The organism is Bradyrhizobium genosp. A (assembly GCF_049949275.1).
GTDB lineage: Bacteria > Pseudomonadota > Alphaproteobacteria > Rhizobiales > Xanthobacteraceae > Bradyrhizobium.
Genome location: NZ_CP188196.1, coordinates 1396372 through 1418293, shown reverse-complemented (window position 1 = coordinate 1418293; position 21922 = coordinate 1396372). Strand labels below are relative to the sequence as shown.

General features: G+C 65.1%; 20 protein-coding genes. 17 read left to right on the top strand and 3 right to left on the bottom strand.

All coding sequences use genetic code 11. The features are described 5' to 3' along the window. Nucleotides 1-34: 34 nt before the first annotated feature. Nucleotides 35-658: an outer membrane protein gene (locus tag ACP2YP_RS06475; protein ID WP_426423089.1), complete on the bottom strand. Its 624-nt coding sequence runs from the start codon at nt 656-658 to the stop codon at nt 35-37. 251 nt (nt 659-909) lie between these two features. On the opposite strand from ACP2YP_RS06475, the gene uvrC reads away from it, so the two are divergent. The 9 genes from uvrC (at nt 910) to ACP2YP_RS06430 (ending at nt 9655) form a co-directional block, all read left to right on the top strand. Continuing rightward, a complete protein-coding gene (gene uvrC, locus ACP2YP_RS06470) occupies nt 910-2997 on the top strand; it encodes an excinuclease ABC subunit UvrC (RefSeq protein ID WP_426423087.1) in 2088 nt (695 codons plus the stop codon). A gap of 94 nt (nt 2998-3091) precedes the next feature. Then, complete coding sequence (gene pgsA, locus ACP2YP_RS06465) at nt 3092-3709, top strand: CDP-diacylglycerol--glycerol-3-phosphate 3-phosphatidyltransferase (protein WP_027534217.1); 618 nt, start codon at nt 3092-3094, stop codon at nt 3707-3709. Then, the gene (gene moaD / locus ACP2YP_RS06460; RefSeq protein ID WP_426423086.1) at nt 3706-3957 is read left to right on the top strand and encodes a molybdopterin converting factor subunit 1; all 252 of its coding nucleotides are present in this window, start codon (nt 3706-3708) and stop codon (nt 3955-3957) included. Before pgsA ends, moaD begins: the two co-directional genes overlap by 4 nt. Before the next feature lie 3 nt (nt 3958-3960). Continuing rightward, nucleotides 3961-4443 (top strand): molybdenum cofactor biosynthesis protein MoaE, encoded by a 483-nt coding sequence (locus ACP2YP_RS06455; RefSeq protein ID WP_426423085.1) that lies wholly within the window; start codon nt 3961-3963, stop codon nt 4441-4443. Then, entirely contained in the window at nt 4443-5402 is a 960-nt protein-coding gene (gene prmB / locus ACP2YP_RS06450) for a 50S ribosomal protein L3 N(5)-glutamine methyltransferase (protein WP_426423083.1), read from the top strand. The genes ACP2YP_RS06455 and prmB overlap by 1 nt, the downstream gene beginning before the upstream one ends. Before the next feature lie 80 nt (nt 5403-5482). Continuing rightward, nucleotides 5483-6070 carry a phage holin family protein gene (locus ACP2YP_RS06445; RefSeq protein WP_426423082.1) on the top strand — a complete coding sequence of 196 codons (588 nt, stop codon included), beginning with the start codon at nt 5483-5485 and terminating at the stop codon, nt 6068-6070. A gap of 1 nt (nt 6071) precedes the next feature. Next, nucleotides 6072-7202, top strand: coding sequence for a YihY/virulence factor BrkB family protein (locus ACP2YP_RS06440; protein WP_426423080.1), 1131 nt, complete (start codon nt 6072-6074; stop codon nt 7200-7202). Nucleotides 7203-7321: 119 nt separating this feature from the next. Then, nucleotides 7322-8785 carry an EAL domain-containing protein gene (locus ACP2YP_RS06435; RefSeq protein ID WP_426423079.1) on the top strand — a complete coding sequence of 488 codons (1464 nt, stop codon included), beginning with the start codon at nt 7322-7324 and terminating at the stop codon, nt 8783-8785. 15 nt (nt 8786-8800) lie between these two features. Next, complete coding sequence (locus ACP2YP_RS06430; protein ID WP_426423077.1) at nt 8801-9655, top strand: TIGR01459 family HAD-type hydrolase; 855 nt, start codon at nt 8801-8803, stop codon at nt 9653-9655. A 94-nt stretch (nt 9656-9749) separates the two neighbouring features. Here ACP2YP_RS06430 and ACP2YP_RS06425 read toward each other — a convergent pair whose 3' ends face one another. Then, nucleotides 9750-10145, bottom strand: coding sequence for a response regulator (locus ACP2YP_RS06425; RefSeq protein WP_027551917.1), 396 nt, complete (start codon nt 10143-10145; stop codon nt 9750-9752). Between the two features lie 229 nt (nt 10146-10374). Here ACP2YP_RS06425 and ACP2YP_RS06420 point away from each other — a divergent pair, with 229 nt between their 5' ends. The 7 genes from ACP2YP_RS06420 (at nt 10375) to arfB (ending at nt 19436) form a co-directional block, all read left to right on the top strand. Next, the gene (locus ACP2YP_RS06420) at nt 10375-11346 is read left to right on the top strand and encodes a bifunctional riboflavin kinase/FAD synthetase (protein WP_426423075.1); all 972 of its coding nucleotides are present in this window, start codon (nt 10375-10377) and stop codon (nt 11344-11346) included. Between the two features lie 204 nt (nt 11347-11550). Next, complete coding sequence (gene ileS, locus ACP2YP_RS06415; protein WP_426423074.1) at nt 11551-14595, top strand: isoleucine--tRNA ligase; 3045 nt, start codon at nt 11551-11553, stop codon at nt 14593-14595. A gap of 8 nt (nt 14596-14603) precedes the next feature. Then, complete coding sequence (gene lspA, locus ACP2YP_RS06410) at nt 14604-15098, top strand: signal peptidase II (protein WP_426423072.1); 495 nt, start codon at nt 14604-14606, stop codon at nt 15096-15098. A gap of 110 nt (nt 15099-15208) precedes the next feature. Next, nucleotides 15209-15943, top strand: a complete 735-nt coding sequence (locus ACP2YP_RS06405) for a hypothetical protein (RefSeq protein WP_426423070.1) — start codon at nt 15209-15211, stop codon at nt 15941-15943. 193 nt (nt 15944-16136) lie between these two features. After that, the gene (locus ACP2YP_RS06400; protein ID WP_426423069.1) at nt 16137-17528 is read left to right on the top strand and encodes a M16 family metallopeptidase; all 1392 of its coding nucleotides are present in this window, start codon (nt 16137-16139) and stop codon (nt 17526-17528) included. Continuing rightward, nucleotides 17525-18889, top strand: coding sequence for a M16 family metallopeptidase (locus ACP2YP_RS06395; RefSeq protein WP_426423067.1), 1365 nt, complete (start codon nt 17525-17527; stop codon nt 18887-18889). The genes ACP2YP_RS06400 and ACP2YP_RS06395 overlap by 4 nt, the downstream gene beginning before the upstream one ends. Before the next feature lie 130 nt (nt 18890-19019). Beyond that, nucleotides 19020-19436 carry an alternative ribosome rescue aminoacyl-tRNA hydrolase ArfB gene (arfB, locus tag ACP2YP_RS06390; protein WP_426423065.1) on the top strand — a complete coding sequence of 139 codons (417 nt, stop codon included), beginning with the start codon at nt 19020-19022 and terminating at the stop codon, nt 19434-19436. 62 nt (nt 19437-19498) lie between these two features. Here arfB and ACP2YP_RS06385 read toward each other — a convergent pair whose 3' ends face one another. Beyond that, nucleotides 19499-19807 carry a hypothetical protein gene (locus tag ACP2YP_RS06385; RefSeq protein ID WP_426423064.1) on the bottom strand — a complete coding sequence of 103 codons (309 nt, stop codon included), beginning with the start codon at nt 19805-19807 and terminating at the stop codon, nt 19499-19501. 293 nt (nt 19808-20100) lie between these two features. Here ACP2YP_RS06385 and mutL point away from each other — a divergent pair, with 293 nt between their 5' ends. Further along, nucleotides 20101-21915, top strand: a complete 1815-nt coding sequence (gene mutL, locus ACP2YP_RS06380) for a DNA mismatch repair endonuclease MutL (protein ID WP_426423062.1) — start codon at nt 20101-20103, stop codon at nt 21913-21915. The last annotated feature ends 7 nt before the right edge of the window (nt 21916-21922 follow it).

Here is a 21922-nt window from a genome sequence, read left to right as displayed (position 1 = left end):
GGAGGTTGTTGTCCGGTATTTTCTTATTTGGCTATCAGAAGTGATAGTTCACGCCTGCGCGAACAACGCTGGCACTATAGCCGTTTGACACGCCTGTAATTGCGAACTGGCTCGACGACAGATCGACGTAGAGATATTCGAGCTTCGCGCTCCAGTTCGGCGCGAAGCCGACTTCCGCGCCGACGCCGGCGGTCCAGCCGGCGGTGGTGTGCGACTCCGTCCAACCGAATGTCTGCGCGCGCAGCTCGCCGAAGGCGAGGCCGGCGGTACCGTAGAAGAGGACGTTGCTGAAGGCGTAGCCGGCGCGGCCGCGCAGCGTGCCGAACCAGGGATTGGAGAACTTCCACGGCGCGAAAGTATCGTCGGCGCCCGCGGCCTGGATATCGCCCTCGACACCGAACACCCACGGGCCGTTCTGGAAATTGTAACCGGCCTGCACGCCGCCGACGAAGCCGGAGGGCTTCACGGGCGTGTTGCTTACCGAGCCCCATTCATAGCCGAGATTGGCGCCGAGATACGGGCCGGCCCAGCTATAGGCATTGAGCGGCTGATTGACCGTATAGGGCGCACGCTGCCCGTAACTGAGATCGGCGGCCCTTGCCGAAGCCGTCCAGCCGGCTGCAACCAACGCGGCTGCGCCCACAACGAGCCTCTTCATCACACACTCCAACGCAACTGCCGCAACCGGGTGCGATGCCCGCGCCGCCGCGCAGGGCCAGACCACATGGTTACGGAACCACCACTTTTTCGCGTAAGATTTATCGAGAGTTTTAAGTTAAAGGGCTGTTAAGACCCGTTACCGCGCTGTTAACAGACTTAAGGAAGCGTTACCGGGAACCGCGCGTGCCATCCTGTGCGCGCGACACGCCGGAACTTCAAATCGGCTCCCTCAGCGCCTAAATTCGCACCATGGTTCACGATTCCACTGACAATCCGGACGACGCAGGCGCACGCAAATCGCCGCGAGCCGCGACCGCCGACGCCCCGCCCCAAGAGACGTCGCACGAGACATCGCACGAGACGGCGCCCCCCGACCTCGATCCCGCCACCACGGGCGGCGACGACGAGGACGATGCGCGGCTGCCGGATATTCTGGAAGAGAGCGGCGCGATCGGCGAAGAGCCGCTGGCGACCGGTCACGAGGCGATCGAGCGTGCGGTCCGGCTCGCGCCCACCTCGCCCGGCGTCTATCGCATGCTCAGCGCGAATGCCGACGTGCTCTATGTCGGCAAGGCCAAGAACGTCAAAAAGCGTCTGTCCAACTACGCGCGCCAGAGCGCGCCGCTGCCGGCGCGCATCCTGCGCATGATCGCGGCCACCGTGACCGTGGAGATCGTCTCGACCACGACCGAGACCGAGGCGCTGCTGCTGGAAGCCAACCTCATCAAGCAGCTGCGGCCGCGCTTCAACGTGCAGCTGCGCGACGACAAATCGTTTCCCTACATCCTGATCACCGGCGACCATTGGGCGCCGCAGATCCTGAAGCACCGCGGCGCGCAGACGCGGCCCGGCCGCTATTTCGGCCCGTTCGCCTCCGCCGGCGCCGTCAACCGCACCATCACGGCCTTGCAGCGCGCGTTCCTGATCCGCTCCTGCACGGATTCCTTCTTCGAGAGCCGTTCGCGGCCCTGCCTGCTCTACCAGATCCGCCGCTGCGCCGGCCCCTGCACCCGCGAGATCGACTTCGGCGGCTATACGACGCTGGTGCGCGAAGCGACCGACTTCCTGTCCGGCAGGAGCCAGGCGGTAAAGCAGGAGCTCGCTGGCGAGATGGAGAAGGCCTCCGGCGAGCTCGAATTCGAGAGTGCGGCACTCTATCGTGATCGCCTCGCCGCGCTGTCGGCGATCCAGTCGCAGCAGGGCATCAATCCGCGCACGGTGGAGGAAGCCGACGTGTTCGCCATCCACCAGGACGGCGGTTTCTATTGCGTCGAAGTGTTCTTCTTCCGCACCGGACAGAACTGGGGCAATCGCGCCTATTTCCCGCGCGCGGAAAAGACCTATACGCCGGAGGAAGTGCTGGGCTCCTTCCTCGCCCAGTTCTACGACGACAAGCCGCCGCCAAAGACTATCCTGCTCTCGCACGAGATCGAGGAGAGCGATCTGCTCGCCAGCGCGCTGTCGATCAAGGCCGGCCACAAGGTCGAGGTCATCACGCCCAAGCGCGGCGAGAAGAAGGAGCTCGTCACTCACGCGCTGACCAATGCGCGCGAGGCGCTCGGCCGCAAGCTCGCGGATACCGCGACCCAGAGCCGCCTGCTCGACGCCATGGCCACGACGCTGAGCCTGCCGCAGGCGCCCAAGCGCATCGAGGTCTACGACAACAGCCACATCCAGGGCACCAATGCGGTCGGCGCCATGATCGTCGCCGGCCCGGACGGTTTTGTGAAAAACCAGTACCGCAAGTTCAACATCAAGTCCGAAGGGCTCACGCCGGGCGACGATTACGGCATGATGCGCGAGGTGCTGGAGCGCCGCTTCAAGCGTCTGATCAATCCGCCGGAAGAGAGCGCCGCCAAGGCCAAGGACGACGATTTCCCGCAATGGCCCGATCTCGTGATCATCGACGGCGGCCGCGGCCAGCTCAACGCTGTCAGGGAGATCTTTGCAAATCTCGGCCTGACCCAGGTGTCGCTGATGTCGGTCGCCAAGGGGCCAGACCGGGATGCCGGCCGCGAGACCCTGTTCATGCCGGAGCGCGAGGCGATCAAGCTGGAGCCACGCGACCCCGTGCTCTATTTCATCCAGCGCCTGCGGGACGAGGCCCACCGCTTCGTGATCGGCTCGCACCGCAAGCTGCGCAAGAAGGACGTCCGCGAGGCCGGTTTGCAGGAAATTCCGGGCATCGGCCCGTCGCGCAAACGTGCCTTGCTGCATCATTTCGGAACCCTGAAGGAGATCGAACGGGCCTCGATCGTCGATCTCGGCAAGGTTCCTGGGGTGAGCGCCGAGAGTGCCCGCAGGATTTTCGATTATTTCCATCCCCAGCCGGGGTGAACTAAAAGGGCGATAGTCATATGGTCGTCGCATCCTGCACCCCAATTGGAGACAGACGGTTGACCTTCAGGCTTGAGCGGTATTGGTAGGACGGATGAACATCGCCACGACACGAGGGACGACCAGCCGCGCGATGTCCCTCCCGAACATCCTGACCTATGGCCGGATCGCCGCGATCCCGGTGGTGGTCGGATGCATCTATGCGCAGTCGATCATGGACTATCCGCTGTGGCTGCGCTGGGTCGCGGTCGCGATCTTCATCGGCGCCGCGGTGACGGACTATCTCGACGGCTACTACGCGCGGATCTGGAATCAGCAATCGGCGTTCGGCCGGATGCTCGACCCGATCGCCGACAAGCTGCTGGTCGCCTCCTGCCTGCTGATGCTGGCGGCCGACGGTATCATCCATGGCTGGTCGCTGTGGGCCGCCATCGTGATCCTGTGCCGCGAGATCCTGGTCTCGGGCCTGCGCGAATACCTCGCGGCACTGCGTGTCAGCGTGCCCGTAACCAAGCTCGCCAAATGGAAGACCACCGTGCAGCTCGTCGCCATCGGCTTCCTGCTGGCCGGTCCGGCCGGCGACGAGGTCCTTCCCATGGTCTCGCTGATCGGCCTCGTGCTGTTGTGGGCCTCGGCGATCCTGACCATGTACACCGGCTATGATTATTTCCGCGCCGGCATCCATCATCTCATCAAGGAGGATGAGGGATGAAAGTGAAGTACTTCGCCTGGGTGCGCGAGCGCGTCGGCAAGGCCGAGGAGACGATCGAGCCGCCCGCGACCGTGCGCACCGTCGAGGAACTGATCGCCTGGCTGTCCGGCCAGAACGAGGCCTATGCCTATGCCTTCGAGAAGCCGAAGGTAATCCGCACCGCGATCGACCATGCCCACGTCAAGGCCGACGCTACCATCGCGGGCGCCCGCGAAATCGCGTTCTTCCCGCCGATGACCGGTGGCTAGATGATGACTTCCCCTGTTACCACCTGCCCTGTCTCCATCCGCATCCAGGAAGACGATTTCGATATCGCGCGCGAGATCGCGGTCCTGACCAAGAGCCGCACCGATATCGGCGCGGTCGTCACCTTCTCAGGCATCTGCCGCGCCGACGAGGATAGTTCGAAGATTGCCGCGCTCACGCTCGAACATTATCCGGGCATGGCGGAAGAAGAGATCAAGCGCCATGTCGACGAAGCCCTTTCGCGCTGGCCGCTGAACGGCGTCACGGTCATCCATCGCGTCGGCCGGTTCATGCCCGGCCAGAACATCGTGCTGGTGCTCACCGCCTCGCACCACCGCCGGGCGGCGTTCGAGGCGGCCGAGTTCCTGATGGATTATCTCAAGACCAGCGCACCGTTCTGGAAGAAGGAAGAGAGCGCCACCGGCACCGGCTGGGTCGAGGCCCACGCCCGTGACGACGAGGCCGCCGCACGCTGGACCCGATCCTGATGGCAAGAGCTGTGAAAAAGACCACGCGCGGCCGCGCCGCGCCAAAACTCGCGAAGGTCGGCCGCGGCGAGCTGCTCACGCTGATCGATTTCGTCCGCTATGCGGTCAGCCGCTTCGTCGAGGCGAAACTTGCCTTTGCCCACGGCACGACCGATCCGGTCGCGGAAGCCGTCTTCCTGGTCTGCGAGGCCCTGCACCTGCATCCCGACCAGTTCGAGATGTTTGGCCATGCCTGCGTCACCGCAGCGGAAGGCAAGACCCTGCTCGACCTCATCCATAAGCGCGTGACGACGCGCAAACCGACGGCCTATCTCGTCAACAAGATCTACATGCGCGGCCTGCCGTTCTATGTCGATGAGCGCGTCATCGTTCCGCGCTCCTTCATCGGCGAGCTCCTGGAATCGCATTTCGGCGGCGACGGACAAGCGGGTTCGCTGATCGACGATCCCACGGCCGTCGAGCGCGTGCTCGATCTCTGCACGGGATCGGGATGTCTTGCGATCCTCGCCGCGTATCATTTCCCGAATGCCATGGTTGATGCCGTCGACATCTCCAAGGGCGCGCTCGAAGTCGCCGCCCGCAATGTTGGGGAACATGGACTGGATGAGCAGATCACGCTCCATCGGGGCAATCTGTTCGCCCCGCTCGGCGCCAACAAATACGATCTGATCATCACCAACCCGCCTTACGTCGACGCGGACGGCATGGCGGCACTGCCGCCAGAATGCCGGGCCGAGCCGAAGCTCGCCTTCGACGGCGGCCCCGACGGCCTCGATGTCGTCCGCCGCATCCTGCGCGATGCGCCCGACCATCTCACACCGGACGGCGGCCTCCTCTGCGAGATCGGCCGCGGCCGCGAGCTGGTCGACGAGGCGTTTCCGGAACTGCCGCTGCTCTGGCTCGATACGGAGGAATCCGAGGGCGAGGTGTTCTGGATCGCGGTCGCCGATCTCGGCTGATCGAGCGCACGCGGCGGAACAAGTCAAATTCCGCCACGTTCATCCCCCGACGAATTTTCTCGCTCTCGGAGGATGTCCGCATGCTCGCGCCATCGGGCGAATTGCTGCGCGCCGGCATGGCGCTGAAACTCAACCATCTCAAGCGCGCTACCCGGTCGTATCTGCGTGACCGTACCAGCCAGACCACGGGACGCCTGACGTCTTACGCTGTCGCGGCCGGACTGTTCGCAGTGGCGGGGCTGTTCCTGATCGCGGCCTTCTTTGTCGGCCTGATCGCACTCTACCGTTGGGTTGCCATCACCTGCGGAGAATTCTGGGGCTTTGGCGCCGTCGCGGCCGTGCTTTTGGTGCTGGCCGGGGCCTGCGCCGGGGTGGCGATGGCGCAAATGAATCGCCGGACCAAGCCGATCGTGCCGCTCGCCAGCCGCATGCGCGTTGCGATCGCCACGCCGCGGATTCCGCGCGGTACAGTCAAGCAGGCGGTCAAGGAAGTCGCGACGACGATTCCATTGGTGCCGCTCGCGCCGGGCGAGCGCGGCCACGGCGGCAACGCTTCACCAGCGCGCACCAACCGGCCCGTACAGCTTGGCCTGATGCTTGCCGCGATCGGATTGCTGGGCTTTACGGCCGCGCGCCGGCGACGCCACGATCACGGACTGGACGCCTGACATGCGTGCGCGGCACAGCGAGCAGCTCGACTCCTGGCTGTTGGTCGCCGCCACGGCCATCTTCGTCCTCAGCGCGGAACGCTACTTCCAGCAGTCGGGGCTGATCCGGCCGGGACCTCCCCAAGACCACCGCAATCAGGAAGCGCATTCACCGGAAACGAACCCGGCAAGCGCGGGCGCGCAGCCCGGCCGTGGCCGTCGCTCGAAGAGCCCGTTCAAAATCCCCTGGGCGGGCTGGAAGGATATCTTCTGGCGCACCTATCAGCGCATTGGCGACGACCGCCTGCTCGCGACCGCGGGTGGCGTCGTCTTCTTCGGGCTGCTCGCAATCTTTCCGGCCGTGACCGCGCTCGTCTCGTCGTACGGGCTGTTCGCCGATCCCTCCACGATCAGCGCCAACCTTCAGACGCTTGCGACGATGCTGCCCGAGGGCTCGTTCCAGATTGTCCAGGACCAGGTCGCGCGCGTGGTATCGAAAGGCAATACCGCGCTCGGGGCGACCTTCCTGTTCGGCCTCGTGCTCGCAGTCTGGAGCGCCAACGCCGGGGTCAAAGCCATCTTCGATGCCCTCAACGTCGCCTATGAAGAACCCGAGAAGCGCAGTTTCATCAAGCTGAACCTGATTTCCCTGAGCTTCACGGTCGGCGGCATCGCGGCGCTGCTGTTGATGGTGGGCGCCGTGGTCGCCTTCCCGCTCGTGCTCGATCATCTCGGCCTTGCGCCCGAGAGCAGGCTGATCGTCGCGCTCGCGCGCTGGCCGCTGCTGTTCGTCATCCTGCTGGTGGCGCTCGCCATTCTCTACCGCTTCGCGCCCAGCCGCGACTCGCCGCGCTGGCAGTGGTTGAGCATCGGCGCGGTGACCGCCGCCCTGCTCTGGATCGCCGGCTCGGCGCTGCTGTCCTGGTATCTCTCGAAGTTCGCCAATTACAACGCGACCTACGGCTCGCTTGGGACTGCGATCGGCTTGATGATGTGGATGTGGATGTCGGCCATCGTGGTCATGTTCGGGGCGGAGCTGAACTCGGAGATCGAGCGGCAAACCCTGCGCGACACGACCAGCGGGCGGCCCAAGCCGCTCGGCAGCCGCGAGGCGGTCTCGGCCGACACGATCGGTGCTGCAGCGCCGATCTGATCCGTAACTATCCCCTCGAATCACAGATGATGCTAGGCTCTTGCTGACTGGGAAGCGCGTGCCCATTGGGGCCCGTGTTTTCCTGGCTGGGGCAGTCATTTGAGGGCGCAGCGCGCGACATGATTCGCATTTCGACGATCTTCATCGCCATCTGCATGGTTTTGGTCGCGGCCTCGCTCGGGCTCGTGCTCTACGCGGTCGCCGGCATCAGCGGAACCGAATCCGCGATCGTGGCGCTGACCGCGCTGACCTTCCTGATCCTCTACAACGCGGTCTCGATGCGGCTGCGCGACCGCAGTGACGTCGGCGGCCAGATCGCCGACCTCTCCCGCGGCACCGCGGACCTCGCCCGCCAGGTGGCCGAGTTCGGCCGCCGGCTCGCCGCGATCGAGGGCCGCGTCGCCTCGTCCAATTCGACCAATTCCGATCGTGTCCAGTCGGTGGTCGGCGAGATCAACGAACTCGGCGGGCTGGTCAGGCAGCTTGCCGCCACGGTGTCGACCCATGAGGACCTGCTGGCCGGTCACGCGCCAGCCCCCGCTCCGGTCGCCAGGCTGGAGCCGGAAGCGCCGATCGACCTGATTGCACCCTTCGAGGAGCGACCGGCCGCGCCTCCGTCGCTTCCCGCACCGCGGCCGACGCCGCCGTCCGTCCAGACCCGGACCGCCAATGCCGTTCAGACGGTCAACGGCCGCAACCAGACCCAGATGCTGGCGACGCTGCGCAACGCCATCGACGAGAACCGCATCGACATCTTCCTCCAGCCGATGGTGACGCTGCCGCAGCGCAAGGTCCGCTTCTACGAGGCCGTGACCCGGGTGCGCGACGAGCGCGACCAGCTGATTGCCGCGGAAGAGTTCATCAGCATCGCCGAGGCCTCCGGGCTGATCGGACGCATCGACAACATGGTTTTGCTGCGCTGTGTCCAGGTGTTGCGCCGGCTGATGGTGCGCAACAAGGATGTCGGCGTGTTCTGTAACGTCGCGGCCTCGACGCTCGGCAATTCCACCACCTTCGCGCAATGCCTCGACTTCCTCGAGGCCAACCGCGCCCTGGCGCCGTCGCTGGTGCTGGAGTTCAAGCAGTCGACGTTCCGCGGCCTCGGCCCCGCCGAAACCGAGAATCTCGCGGCGCTCGCGCAGCGTGGCTTCCGCTTCTCGATCGACCATGTCACGGACTTGCGGATCGAGCCGCGCGAGCTCGCTGACCGCGGCGTGCGCTTCATCAAGGTCCCGGCCTCGCTCCTGCTCGACCCGAAGCAGGCGTCGACCTCGGACATTCATCCCTCCGACCTGTCCGACCTGCTCGGCCGCTTCGGCATTGACCTGATCGCGGAGCGGATCGAGGGCGAGCGCGCGGTGGTCGACTTGCTCGACTATGACGTGCGGTTCGGCCAGGGCTTTCTGTTCGCGCCGCCCCGGCCATTGCGGCCCGAGGGGGCATCTGCTACCGGCGGGGCCGCGTCGAACCCGGCGCAGGACATTCAGGGATCCAATGGCTCCGGAACACCCAGCCCAGGCGCGGCGCCTGCCGCCCCGTCATCGCGCATCACCGGCAACGCGGCGCTTGCGCGCCGCATCTGATCGGCCGCACGCATCATGACCACGCTGCATTTCGCCCAAAGCCTGCGCGAGCTCGTGGGTGGGGTCGATGTCGTGCTCAGCGACATCTGGGGCGTCGTCCATAACGGCCTGGAATCCTTCCCCGAGGCCTGCGAGGCGCTGCACACCTATCGCAGCCGTGGCGGTACGGTGATCCTGATCACCAACGCGCCGCGCCCGGCCGACTCCGTGCAGCGGCAATTGCGCAAGCTCGGCGTCGCCGACGAGACCTATGACGCGATCGTCTCCTCGGGCGATCTGACGCGGCACTATGTCGCCGAGCATCGCGATCGCAAGATGTTCTGGCTCGGCCCCGAGCGCGACAGCTCGATCTATCGCGGCCTCGATGCGGCGACCGCGCCGCTGGAAGAGGCCGACTACATCGTCTGCACTGGTCTCTTTGACGACGAGACGGAGACCGCGGAAGACTATCGCGGCATGATGCTCAAGGCGCGCGAGCGCAAGCTGACGCTGGTCTGCGCCAACCCCGATATCGTGGTCGAGCGCGGCGACCGGCTGATCTATTGTGCCGGCGCGATCGCCGAGCTGTATCGCGAGCTTGGCGGCGAGGTGATTTTCTACGGCAAGCCGCACCGGCCGATTTACGAGCGCGCGATGGCGCTCGCCGGCGAACGCCAGGGCCACCCGATCGACCGGAAAAAGGTGCTGGCGATCGGCGATTCCGTCCGCACCGACCTGACCGGCGCACGTGAATTCGGCATCGACTGCCTGTTCGTCACCCGCGGCATCCATGCCGAGGAGTTCGAGGGCCTCGACCAGCTCGATCCCAAATCAGTGACGGAATTGTTCGGCCACCCGCCGAAGGCGCTGATGCGCGAATTGAAGTGGTGAGTTCCGGCGTTCCGAAGGAGCGACGCAGAAATACAGAAAGCCCGGGACAAGCGCCCGGGCTTTCCAAATTCAGCTGATGGCGTAGATCGCGCGCTTACGCGCTCGCCATGTCCGGGAAGACCGCCTCGATCTTGGTCTTCAGCGTCGCCGCGTTGAACGGCTTGACGATGTAGTTGTTCACGCCGGCCTTCTTGGCCGCGATCACGTTCTCGGTCTTCGATTCCGCCGTGATCATGATGAAAGGCGTGGTGGCGAGATTGGGATCTGCCCGCACTTCGCGCAGCAGGTCGTAACCCGTCATCGGCTCCATGTTCCAATCGGAAATCACGAGCCCGTACTTCTTGCCGCGCATCTTGTTCAGCGCCGCCGAACCGTCGCTGGCGTCATCGATATTATCGAAGCCAAGCTGCTTCAGCAGATTTCGGATGATACGGATCATGGTGCTGTAGTCATCCACCACCAGAACCGGCATCGACAAATCAACCGCCATCTCGACTCCCCCAACGCATACCCAGGAATATTCAAAATCGGACTGACAGGCCGGAGCCCCTCAGTTCCACATCCCAAGCACTAGCACCAAGGCGTTAAACAGCGCGTTAACTGGGGCGACCCGCCAAGGGATCGAAATCATGTTCCTTGCGGCTGCCCCGCCCGCTTGACTTCATCGGCCGGGTCACGCCACCGTCGCGGCCGGTCCCGCCGGCTCGAGAATTCCCCTGATGGCCCCGCAATTTACCGTTATCCGCGATACCACGCCGGATTCTGCGATCCTGAAGGGGGCGGTGGTGGCCATGGGCAATTTCGATGGGGTCCATCTCGGCCACCGGGCCGTCATTGCCGCAGCCCTGGAAATGGGCCGGGCGCATGGCCGCCCTGCGCTGGCGCTGACCTTCGAGCCGCATCCGCGCCGGTTTTTCAGTCCCAACACCCCGCAATTTCGCCTGACGGACGAACGCGCCAAGCTGCGGCTTCTGGCCGGGACCGGGCTTGCCGGTGCCGTGGTCATGACCTTCGACAAGGCCCGTGCCGGCACCAGCGCGCAAGACTTCATTCACCATGAGCTGATCGAGCGCCTCGGCGTCAGCGGCATTGCGGTCGGCTACGACTTCCATTTCGGCAAAGGACGCGTCGGCTCGCCGAGCCTGCTGGCGAACGAAGCGCCCCGGCTCGGCATCGAGGTCGATGTGCAGCCGCATGTCGATTTCGACGAGCGGCCGGTCTCCTCCAGTGCGATCCGGATCGCACTCGCCGAGGGGCAGCTCGACGAGGCCACCACCATGCTCGGCGCGCCCTGGTTCATCACCGGCGAGGTCATTCATGGCGAGAAGCGCGGCCGCGACCTCGGCTATCCCACCGCCAACATCCGGCTCGATGCCAATTGCGGCCTGAAGCACGGCATCTATGCCGTGCGGGTCGGCCGCGGGCCTGAGCGTCTGAACGGGGTGGCGAGCTTCGGCCGTCGGCCGACCTTTGATCATGGCGCGCCGCTGCTGGAAATCTTCCTGTTCGACTTCAAGGGCGACCTTTACGGGCAGGCGCTGGATTGCGCCTTTGTCGGCTTCATCCGCGAGGAACTGAAATTCAACGATATCGAAGCCCTGATCCGCCAGATGGACGACGATTCCGCCCGCGCCCGCGCCATGCTGGCCGCCGCCCCGGACGCGTTTCCGCGGCTTGGGACCGTCGATTGAGGCCCCAAAGCCGGCCCGCCGGACCTTTGCGCTTCCCTTGGCCCCCTGCTATGGAGAGCCCATGTTTGCGCGGCGCATCATAGGGATTAGCGGCCCGGCTTCCGCCTGAGCCTTCGGCTCGGCGCAAGACCGGGATTTTGTCGTTTTCACCCCGCGATTCCGCATCGCCATCCATTCCCGCGCCATTCCGAGCCAGTCAGCCTCATGTCCGAAAAGCCGCAAAAGTCCCAAAAGTCTGAAGTCAAAGACTATTCGAAAACCCTGTACCTGCCGCAGACCGAATTCCCGATGCGCGCCGGCCTGCCGCAGCGCGAGCCGGAGATCCTCAAGCGCTGGTACGAGATCGGCCTCTACGAGAAGCTGCGCCAAGCTGCGAAGGGCCGCGACAAGTTCGTGCTGCATGACGGCCCGCCCTATGCCAACGGCAACATCCACATCGGCACGGCGCTGAACAAGATCCTCAAGGATCTCGTCACCAAGAGCCAGCAGATGCTCGGCTTCGATTCCAACTACGTGCCGGGCTGGGACTGTCACGGCCTGCCGATCGAGTGGAAGGTCGAGGAAGAGCACTATCGCAAGAAGGGCAAGCAGAAGCCCGACTTCCGCGACAGCACCGCGATGATCGATTTCCGGAAAGAGTGCCGCGCCTACGCGACGCATTGGCTCAACGTGCAGCGCGAGGAGTTCAAGCGGCTCGGTGTCATCGGCGACTGGGCTCATCCCTACGCCACCATGAACTATCCGGCCGAAGCGCAGATCGCCCGCGAGCTGATGAAGTTCGCCGCCAACGGCACGCTCTATCGCGGCTCAAAGCCGGTGATGTGGAGCGTGGTCGAGAAGACCGCGCTCGCCGAAGCCGAGGTCGAGTACGAGGACTATACGTCCGACATGGTCTGGGTGAAATTCCCGGTCACCTCGCCGGCGCATGGCGCGCTGGCGTCGGCAAGTGTCGTGATCTGGACCACCACGCCCTGGACGCTGCCCGGCAACCGCGCCATCTCGTTCTCGCCGAAGATCGGCTACGGCCTCTACAAGGTGACGGACGCGCCTGCGGACAATTGGGCCAAGACCGGCGACCTGCTGATCCTGGCGGACGCGCTCGCCGAAGAAGTGTTCAAGCAGGCGCGCGTGACCGCTTTCGAGAAGGTCCGCGACATCCCCGGCGACACCATGGACGCGATCGAATGCGCCCATCCGCTCAAGGGGCTCGCCGGGGGCTACGAATTCATCGTACCGCTGTTGTCCGGTGACCACGTCACCGACGACACCGGCACCGGCTTCGTGCACACCGCGCCGAGCCACGGCCGTGAAGACTTCGATGTGTGGACGGCGAATACCCGCGAGCTCGATGCCCGCGGTATCAACAGCGCGATCCCCTACACCGTCGACGAGAACGGCGCCTATACCGACCAGGCACCGGGCTTCACGGGCAAGCGCGTCATCAACGACAAGGGCGAGAAGGGCGACGCCAACGAGGCTGTGATCAAGGTGCTCGTCGAGAAGGGCATGCTGCTCGCGCGTGGCCGGCTCAAGCACCAATATCCGCACTCCTGGCGCTCCAAGAAGCCGGTGATCTTCCGCAACACGCCGCAATGGTTCATCGCGATGGACAAGCCTATCGTGGACGCCCCGGGCAAGCCCGGGGCTATGGACATTGCGACCGACGGCAAGACCAAGTCCGGCGATACGCTGCGCGCCCGCGCGCTGCAGGCGATCTCGGTGACGCAATGGGTGCCGCCCTCCGGCGAGAACCGCATCAACGGCATGATCGAGGCCCGCCCCGACTGGGTGATCTCGCGCCAGCGGGCCTGGGGCGTGCCGATCGCCGTGTTCGTCCGCGAGAAGGGCGACGGCTCCGCCGAAATCCTCCAGGACAAAGCCGTCAACATCCGCATCGGCGACGCCTTCGCAAAGGAAGGTGCAGATGCCTGGTACGCGACAGGGGCGCGCGAGCGCTTCCTGGGACCGCGCGCCAATGAGGATTGGCAGAAGGTCGACGACATTCTCGACGTCTGGTTCGATTCCGGCTCGACGCACGCCTTCGTGCTCGAAGACCCCGTGCAATTCCCTGGCCTCGCCGGCATCAAGCGCAAGGTCGACGGCGGCACCGATACGGTGATGTACCTGGAAGGATCGGACCAGCATCGCGGCTGGTTCCACTCCTCGCTGCTGGAAAGCTGCGGCACGCGCGGCCGCGCGCCCTACGACATCGTGCTGACGCACGGCTTCACCCAGGCCGAGGACGGCCGCAAGATGTCGAAGTCGCTCGGCAACACCATCGAGCCACAGGCCGTCATCAAGGAATCCGGCGCCGACATCCTCAGACTCTGGGTCGCGTCCTGCGACTACACCGACGATCAGCGCATCGGCCCCGAGATCCTGAAGAACACGGTCGAGACCTACCGCAAGCTGCGCAACACCGTGCGCTGGATGCTCGGCACGCTGCATCACTACAAGCCGGTCGACGCGGTTGCCGTTGCAGAGATGCCCGAGCTCGAGCGGCTGATGCTGCATGAGCTCGCGCTCCGCGCCGAATTGGTCCGCAAGGCCTATGAGACCTTCGACTTCAAGAGCGTGGTCGCAACGCTGTCCGCCTTCCTGAACAGCGAGCTCTCGGCGTTCTATTTCGATATCCGCAAGGATACGCTCTATTGCGATCCGCCGTCCTCGCTGACGCGCAAGGCGGCACTGACCACGATCGACCTGCTGTGCAATACGATCCTGAAATGGCTGGCGCCGGTGCTGAGCTTCACCGCGGAAGAAGGCTGGCGCATGTACAGGCCCGATGCCGAACCGTCGGTGCATTTGACGCTGTTCCCGGAAGGCCTCGAACAATTCCGCGACGACAAGCTCGCCGCGAAGTGGGAGACCATCCGCGACGTCCGCCGTGTCGTCACCGGCGCGCTGGAGCTCGAACGTGCCGCCAAGAACATCGGCTCCTCGCTTGAGGCCTCGCCGGTGATCTATGTCGCCGACCGCGACATGCTGGCGACGTTGTTCGACACCGATCTCGCCGAGATCTGCATCACCTCGAACTACGAGGTGCGCGAGGGCGAGGCGCCGGCCTCTGCATTCCGTCTCGATGCCGTGCCCGGCGTCGCGGTCGTGGTGGAGAAGGCCGTCGGCACCAAATGCGCCCGCTCCTGGAAGATCTCGCCGACCGTGGGTGAAGACCCTGAATATCCCGACGTCACCCCGCGCGACGCCAAGGCGCTGCGCGAATGGAAGGCGTTGGGCGTGAGCGTCTGATCCCGGCCATGACCCCGCTCCGCGCCGGCATCCTCGCAGCCGTGGTTACGCTTGTGGCCGATCAGGCCTCAAAGCTCTGGCTGCTGAACGGATTCGACCTTGCTCGCCGCGGCGTGGTGAAGGTGATGCCGTTCTTCGACCTGGTGCTGGCCTGGAACATCGGGATCAGCTTCGGCTGGCTTCAGAATGACGGTCAGGCCGCGCAGGTCGCGCTGATGGCGGTGAAGGTCGTCGCAGTGATTGCACTCGCGATATGGATGGCGCGGTCACAGACCCGGCTCGCCACGGTGGCCCTGGGACTGATCATCGGCGGTGCCATCGGCAATGGCATCGACCGCCTGGCTTACGGTGCGGTGGTCGATTTCGCCCTGTTGCACATCGAAATCGGCGGAAATACCTATAATTGGTACGTCTTCAACCTGGCGGATATGGCCATCGTTGCCGGGGTGGCGGCGCTATTGTATGATTCCTTCCTCGGGGTACCCGCCGCAAAAGCGCCCTGATCCCGGCCGATACGGACCGGAGGCGGAACCTTGCTTGGCGAGGGGTTGGCGCGTGAGACGCGGCAGGACCGGCACAATCAAGACTGCCACAATATGGAACAGGTACAAGCATGCGCAGCTTCGGGACCAGTGGTTCGATCGGTCGAGACTCCCGGCGGGGACTTTGGCTGGCGCTGAAGTTGTCAGCCGTCGCCCTCGGAATCGGTCTCATCATGTCGGCAGGTCCGGTCCGCGCCGGTGACGACGGCGACGATGACGACGACATGACCTTCGAAGAGAAGCTCATCGACAATCTGATGTCCGGCATCGGCGCCAAGGGCATGGAGAAGAAGGGCATCGAGTACCGCGAGCGGTCGCCGCTGGTGGTGCCCCCCAAGCTCGACCTGCCGCCGCCCGCCAGCGCTGACGCCAAGAATGCGCCGAACTGGCCGAAGGATCCCGACGAGAAGCGCCGCAAGGAGGCTATCGCTGAGCGGAAGAAGGCGGGCAACAAGGCAACCGAGTACTTGAAAAATGCCCGGCCGCTGACGCCGGCCGAGCTGGACGCCCACAAGACGGCCGCCCCCGACAGAACCAGCAATGATCCGGTCCAGCCGGGTAGCAACACCAATAACCCAACGCTCAGCCCGGCCCAGCTCGGCTACACCGGCGGTCTGTGGAAGCTGTTCTCGGGCGGCAATACGGGCGAGTCCAAGCCATTCACCAGCGAGCCACCGCGCCAATCGCTGGTCGAGCCGCCGCCAGGATATCAGACGCCTTCGTCGAACTACGCCTACGGCGCCGGAGAGGATAAGTCGCGGCGGACCTATTTCGACGTCCAGTCGGGTAAGGAAAAGGAGCAATAAGCTCCTTGCCCGTCACACGCAGGCGCGGACCCGCCGCAATGGTCCGGTGCAGGCCGGACACGGCAGATGACCTATTTTTAAGTACAACTTGACCGCGTTCTCTGCTTCGTGACCCGAAGCTCAAAGCCGCGCGGTGTAGCATGCCGTGCTTTCACGCCCGGACATCAGGGTCCGGGCTTTCACAAGGATCGTGATGTCCTCACTCCGATCGGTTGCCTGCCTCTTCGCCGCGCTGCTCTCGACATCTGCTTTCTCTGTCGGCAGCGCACTCGCCCAGACGACGGTCACGTCCGCGCCGCCCGCCAGCTTCACGCTTGGCAACGGCCTCCAGGTCGTGGTGATCCCGGACCACCGCACGCCGGTGGTCACGGAAATGGTCTGGTACAAGGTGGGCTCGGCCGACGAGACGCCCGGGAAATCGGGGCTCGCTCATTTCCTCGAGCACCTGATGTTCAAGGGCACGGAGAAGCACCCGGTCGGTGAGTTCTCCCAGACCGTGCTCCGCGTCGGCGGCAATGAGAACGCCTCGACTTCGGTCGACTACACTGACTTTTACCAGCGCGTACCGCGCGAACAGTTGCCGTCCATGATGGCGTTCGAAGCCGACCGGATGACCGGCCTCGTGCTCAAAGACGAGAATGTGCTGCCCGAGCGCGACGTTGTGCTCGAAGAATACAACATGCGCGTCGCCAACAATCCCGATGCGCGGCTCAACGAGCAGATCATGGCCGCGCTCTATCTCAACCATCCCTATGGCCGGCCGGTGATCGGCTGGCATCAGGAGATCGAGAAGCTCGGTCGCGAGGATGCGCTCGCCTTCTATCACCGCTTCTACGCGCCGAACAACGCGATCCTGGTGATCGCCGGAGATGTCGAGGCCACTGATATCCACGCGCTTGCCGAACGCAATTTCGGCCCGATCCCGGCACAGCCCGCGATCCCGGCGCGGCGCATCCGTCCGCAGGAGCCCGAGCCGGCCGCACCGCGCACCGTCACGCTGTCCGACCCGCGCGTCGAGCAGCCGAACCTGCGCCGTTATTACCTGGTGCCCTCGGCAACGACGGCCGCGGCCGGCGAGAGCGCCGCGCTCGACGTGCTCGCACAGTTGATGGGCAGTGGCAGCAACTCCTATCTCTACCGCGCGCTCGTCGTCGACAAGCCGCTCGCGGTCTCCGCCAGCGCCAGCTATTCCAGCATCTCGCTCGACCCGACCCAGTTTGCGATCTCGGCCTCGCCGAAGTCCGGTGTCAGCTTCGCAGACATCGAGCAGGTCATCGACGGCGTCATCGCCGACATCGTTGCGAACCCGATCCGCGCCGAGGATCTCGAGCGGGTCAAGACCCAGCTGATCGCGGAGGCGATCTACGCCCAGGACAATCAGGCGGTGCTGGCGCGCTGGTATGGCAGCGCACTGACCACGGGCCTCTCGATCGAGGACATCCGAAGCTGGCCAGACCGCATCCGCGCCGTCACCGCCGAGCAAGTCCGTCAAGCCGCGCAAAAATGGCTCGAGAAAAAGCGCTCGGTGACCGGCTATCTGATCAAGGACACCGCGACCACCAAGCGTGAGGAGAAGCGTTCGTGACCTATCCCTTCCTTCGACGCATCGCATTCTCCCTTGCCACCGGTGCGGCGCTCGCACTGGTTACGCTCTCGCCGTCGCAAGCGGCTGCGAAGATCCAGCACCTGGTCTCGCCGGGCGGCATCGAGGCCTGGTTCGTCCAGGACGCAACCGTGCCGCTGATCGCCATGGAATATTCCTTTGCCGGCGGCTCGGCGCAGGATCCCAAGGACAAGCCCGGCGTCGCCAATCTCGTCGGCGACCTCCTCGACGAGGGCTCCGGCGATCTCGATTCCAAGACGTTCCATGAGCGGCTCGACCGCCGCGCCATCGAGCTCTCCTTCAGCGCCACCCGCGACACCTTCCGCGGCAGCCTGCGCATGCTGCGCGACAACAAGGACGAGGCCTTCGACCTGTTGCGCTCGGCGCTGACCTCGCCGCATTTCGATACGGCCGATGTCGAGCGCATCCGCTCGCAGGTCATCTCGGGGCTGCGCCGCGACACCACCAACCCAACCTCGCTCGCGAGCCGCAAATTCCTGGAGATTACCTTCGGCGATCATCCCTATGGACGGCAGACCAACGGCACGCTGGAGAGCGTGCCGACCATCACGGTCGCCGACATGAAGGATTATGTCGGCCGCATCCTTGCCAAGGACACACTGAAGATCGCTGTGGTCGGCGACGTCGATCCGGACACCCTCGGCAAGCTGCTCGACCACACGTTCGGGAGCTTGCCTGCCAAGGCCGCCCTGACGCCGGTCCCCGACGTCGAGGCCGCAAAGCCGCCGCAGCGCGCCTTCGTGCCGCTCGACGTACCGCAAACCGTGATCACCTTCGGTGGCCCCGGCGTGAAGCGTAGCGACCCGAACTTCATGGCGGCGTATGTCGTCAACCACATCCTCGGCGGCGGCGGCCTCTCCTCGCGGCTCTATCGCGAGGTCCGCGAGAAGCGCGGGCTGGCTTATTCCGTGTTCGAATCGCTGCTCTGGATGGAGCATTCGGCAATCTTCATCGGCAACACCGGCACCCGCGCCGACCGCGCCGGCGACACCATGGATGCCATCGAGAAGGAGGTGCGCCGCATCGCCGAGGAGGGCCCGACGCGGACCGAGCTCGACGAGGCCAAGTCCTACCTCAAGGGCTCGCAGATGCTGGCGCTCGACACCTCCTCCAAGCTCGCACAGGCGCTGCTGCAATATCAGCAGGACAAGCTGCCGATCGACTATATCGAGAAGCGCAACGGCATCGTCGACGCAGTGACGCTGGACGACGCCAAGGCCGCCGCCAAGCGGCTGTGGGGCCAGGGGCTTTTGACCGTCATCGTCGGCCGCGCCCCGCAGGCCGCCGCGCAACCGGCCGCGGCGACGCCCAAGTCGAACTGATATAGTCGAACTGATATCCGTCAATTTCCTGAAATGGCCGGGCTCGCCCCCGGCCATTTGCGTTTCCAGATGCACCATTGCCGAACATGGACGTTCCGCGATATGTCCGGACATCACGAATGGTGCCATCATGCTGCGGATATCCCGCGATCTCGTCATCGACGAGGACGACATCGAGATTGGCTTTGTCCGCGCCTCGGGCCCGGGCGGGCAGAACGTCAACAAGGTCGCGACCTCGGCGCAACTGCGCTTCGACACGCGCAAGTTGACCATCCCGGAGGATGCGGCGCTGCGCCTCGCTCGCCTCGCCGGCCAGCGCATGACCAAGGACGGCGTCATCGTGATCCAGGCGCAGCGCTTCCGCACCCAGGAACGCAACCGCCAGGACGCCATCGACCGGCTCGTCGAGATCCTGAGCGAAGCGATGATCCGGCCGACGCCACGGCGCGCGACGCGGCCGACCTTCGCTTCCAAGCAACGCCGGCTCGACGGCAAGAAGCGCCGCAGCGATGTCAAGTCGAAGCGCGGCGGCCGCTTCGACGACTGAGCGGCAAAAACCCCCAGCCGCAGAACGACTGGAGGTTTGCCGTCTCGTATCCCGACGCTGGTCTAGTAGCGCTTGCCGCTCGCCGCACTGCCCGCAGCGGAATCATCGACCGTCCCCTTGTGCACGGCGCTGCCCGTGGTGCCGACCGTGCCTTTGGTACCTTTGGTCGACTTCATGCCCACCTTCTCGCCCGCTGCGCCCGGCTGGGCATTCAACTCCTCATCGTCGCCCGCTGCTGCGCCCCCCTGAAGGCCCTTGCTCTGCACGCCCCCTCGCGCCTTGGTGTCGGATGAGACGCCTTGCGCCAAGGCAGGTGCCGCGAGCAAGGCAGAAAGGGCGCATGCGATCACTGAGGTCTTCACTGACTTCATCCATGTCTCCTGGATTTTGTTCGCGATGAACGGTTCGGATGATTCCCCACGCCGTTCGTCTGGACCGGACCGTCTCATCGCGCAAAGAAGTTGAACGGCGCAGTTGCGATGCAATCCGCGCGGTGTGGTCATCGTTTAGGGATTTCGCGGCCGTTTCGCGGAATTGTGCTCCTCATATGCGGCGACCGGAACAAGAGCGTGCAAGTTTCCAGATCTGATATGTGGGCAGCAGGGACTTCCCCAATGCATTTGGACCCCGGCGGAGATAAACTGCGCCGTCATTGAGCGAATCCATGCCCGTCCGCCAACTTCCAGAGCAGGTCGTCAACCGCATCGCCGCCGGCGAGGTGGTCGAGCGTCCGGCCAGCGTGGTCAAGGAGCTCGTCGAGAACGCGATCGATGCCGGCGCGAGCCGCATCGACGTCTTCACCGATGGCGGCGGGCGGCGACGGATCGGCATCACCGATGACGGCAGCGGCATGACGGCGAAGGATCTCGCGCTCGCAGTCGAGCGCCATGCCACGTCCAAGCTCGACGACGAGGATTTGCTCCAGATCCGCACGCTCGGGTTCCGCGGCGAGGCGCTGCCCTCGATCGGCTCGGTCGCGCGTCTCTCCATCACCACGCGGCATGCCAGCGAGCCGCATGCCTGGGCGCTCACCGTCGAGGGCGGCGAGAAATCCGAGATCATGCCGGCCGCGCTCGCGCACGGCACCCGCGTCGAGGTCAACGATCTCTTCTACGCGACTCCGGCCCGGCTGAAATTTTTGAAAACCGACCGCACCGAGGCGGAAGCGATCCGCGAGGTCGTGAGGCGCCTCGCCATGGCACGGCCCGATGTCGCCTTCACGCTCGCGGGCGAGGAGCGCGGGCCTGTCACCTGGGTCGCGGCGCTGCCCGGCGCGGCCGGGCGCCTGACGCGGCTCGGCGACATCCTCGGCGCGGAGTTCCGCAGCCATGCCTTCGAGGTCCATGCCGAGCGGGAGGGCGTCGTCGTCGCCGGCTATGCAGCCGCGCCCGCGCTGACCAAGGCCAACGCACTCGGGCAATATCTCTTCGTCAACGGCCGTCCGGTGCGTGACAAGCTGATCCTCGGCGCAGTGCGCGGGGCCTACGCCGATTACCTGCCGCGCGACCGCCATCCGGTGCTGGCGCTGTTTGTCACGCTGGATCCACGCGAAGTCGATGCCAACGTGCATCCCGCCAAGACGGAGGTCCGCTTCCGCAACGCCGGCCTGGTGCGTGCGCTGATCGTGCACGGATTGAAAGAAGGCCTCGCACGCGAAGGCCGCCGGACCGCCGCCAACAGCGGCGAAAGTGCACTGTCCGCGTTCCGGCCTGCCTTCACGCCGCCGCGTCCGGCAAGCTGGGACTGGCGGGCCTCGCCATCTGCCCCCGTCGCGCCGATGCCGTCATTCGAAGGCGCCGCAGTGCCCGCGTTCGCCGAGCGCACGCAGGCCGCGTTCGACGTTGGCGCACCGAGTGCTGACGTGCGATTCGAGGCGCAGCCCGTCGCCGATCTCGTCGACCGTCCACTTGGTGCTGCGCGCACGCAGCTGCACGAGACCTACATCGTCTCACAGACCCGCGACGGTCTCATCATCGTCGACCAGCACGCCGCGCATGAGCGCATCGTCTATGAGCGGCTGAAGGCCTCGCTCGCCGAGAACGGCGTGCAGCGGCAGATCCTCTTGATCCCCGAGATCGTCGAGATGGACGAAGCCACGGTGGAGCGCCTGCTTGAACGCAGCGACGAGCTCGCTTCTTTTGGTCTCGCCGTCGAGTCCTTCGGTCCCGGCGCGGTCGCGGTGCGCGAAACGCCGTCGCTGCTCGGCAAGACCAATGCCGGCGGGCTGCTGCGCGATCTCTCCGAGCACATGGCCGAATGGGACGAGGCGCTGCCGCTGGAGCGCCGCCTGATGCACGTCGCCGCCACCATGGCCTGCCACGGCTCGGTGCGCGCCGGCCGAAGGCTGCGGCCCGAGGAGATGAACGCCCTGCTCCGCGAGATGGAGGAGACGCCGAACTCCGGCCAGTGCAATCACGGCCGGCCGACTTATGTCGAGCTGAAGCTCGCCGATGTGGAGAAGCTGTTCGGGCGGAGGTGACGTTCGA

Excerpts from the sequence above, each read along its gene's own strand:
- moaD (WP_426423086.1), top strand. The coding sequence starts at position 3,706 with ATGAAAGTGAAGTACTTCGCCTGGGTGCGCGAGCGCGTCGGCAAGGCC.
- ACP2YP_RS06430 (WP_426423077.1), top strand. The coding sequence starts at position 8,801 with ATGACCACGCTGCATTTCGCCCAAAGCCTGCGCGAGCTCGTGGGTGGG.
- ACP2YP_RS06405 (WP_426423070.1), top strand. The coding sequence starts at position 15,209 with ATGCGCAGCTTCGGGACCAGTGGTTCGATCGGTCGAGACTCCCGGCGG.
- ACP2YP_RS06425 (WP_027551917.1), bottom strand. The coding sequence starts at position 10,145 with ATGGCGGTTGATTTGTCGATGCCGGTTCTGGTGGTGGATGACTACAGC.
- arfB (WP_426423065.1), top strand. The coding sequence starts at position 19,020 with ATGCTGCGGATATCCCGCGATCTCGTCATCGACGAGGACGACATCGAG.
- ileS (WP_426423074.1), top strand. The coding sequence starts at position 11,551 with ATGTCCGAAAAGCCGCAAAAGTCCCAAAAGTCTGAAGTCAAAGACTAT.
- lspA (WP_426423072.1), top strand. The coding sequence starts at position 14,604 with ATGACCCCGCTCCGCGCCGGCATCCTCGCAGCCGTGGTTACGCTTGTG.
- mutL (WP_426423062.1), top strand. The coding sequence starts at position 20,101 with ATGCCCGTCCGCCAACTTCCAGAGCAGGTCGTCAACCGCATCGCCGCC.
- ACP2YP_RS06385 (WP_426423064.1), bottom strand. The coding sequence starts at position 19,807 with ATGAAGTCAGTGAAGACCTCAGTGATCGCATGCGCCCTTTCTGCCTTG.
- ACP2YP_RS06440 (WP_426423080.1), top strand. The coding sequence starts at position 6,072 with ATGCGTGCGCGGCACAGCGAGCAGCTCGACTCCTGGCTGTTGGTCGCC.
- pgsA (WP_027534217.1), top strand. The coding sequence starts at position 3,092 with ATGAACATCGCCACGACACGAGGGACGACCAGCCGCGCGATGTCCCTC.
- ACP2YP_RS06475 (WP_426423089.1), bottom strand. The coding sequence starts at position 658 with ATGAAGAGGCTCGTTGTGGGCGCAGCCGCGTTGGTTGCAGCCGGCTGG.
- prmB (WP_426423083.1), top strand. The coding sequence starts at position 4,443 with ATGGCAAGAGCTGTGAAAAAGACCACGCGCGGCCGCGCCGCGCCAAAA.
- ACP2YP_RS06435 (WP_426423079.1), top strand. The coding sequence starts at position 7,322 with ATGATTCGCATTTCGACGATCTTCATCGCCATCTGCATGGTTTTGGTC.
- uvrC (WP_426423087.1), top strand. The coding sequence starts at position 910 with ATGGTTCACGATTCCACTGACAATCCGGACGACGCAGGCGCACGCAAA.
- ACP2YP_RS06420 (WP_426423075.1), top strand. The coding sequence starts at position 10,375 with ATGGCCCCGCAATTTACCGTTATCCGCGATACCACGCCGGATTCTGCG.
- ACP2YP_RS06455 (WP_426423085.1), top strand. The coding sequence starts at position 3,961 with ATGACTTCCCCTGTTACCACCTGCCCTGTCTCCATCCGCATCCAGGAA.
- ACP2YP_RS06445 (WP_426423082.1), top strand. The coding sequence starts at position 5,483 with ATGCTCGCGCCATCGGGCGAATTGCTGCGCGCCGGCATGGCGCTGAAA.
- ACP2YP_RS06400 (WP_426423069.1), top strand. The coding sequence starts at position 16,137 with ATGTCCTCACTCCGATCGGTTGCCTGCCTCTTCGCCGCGCTGCTCTCG.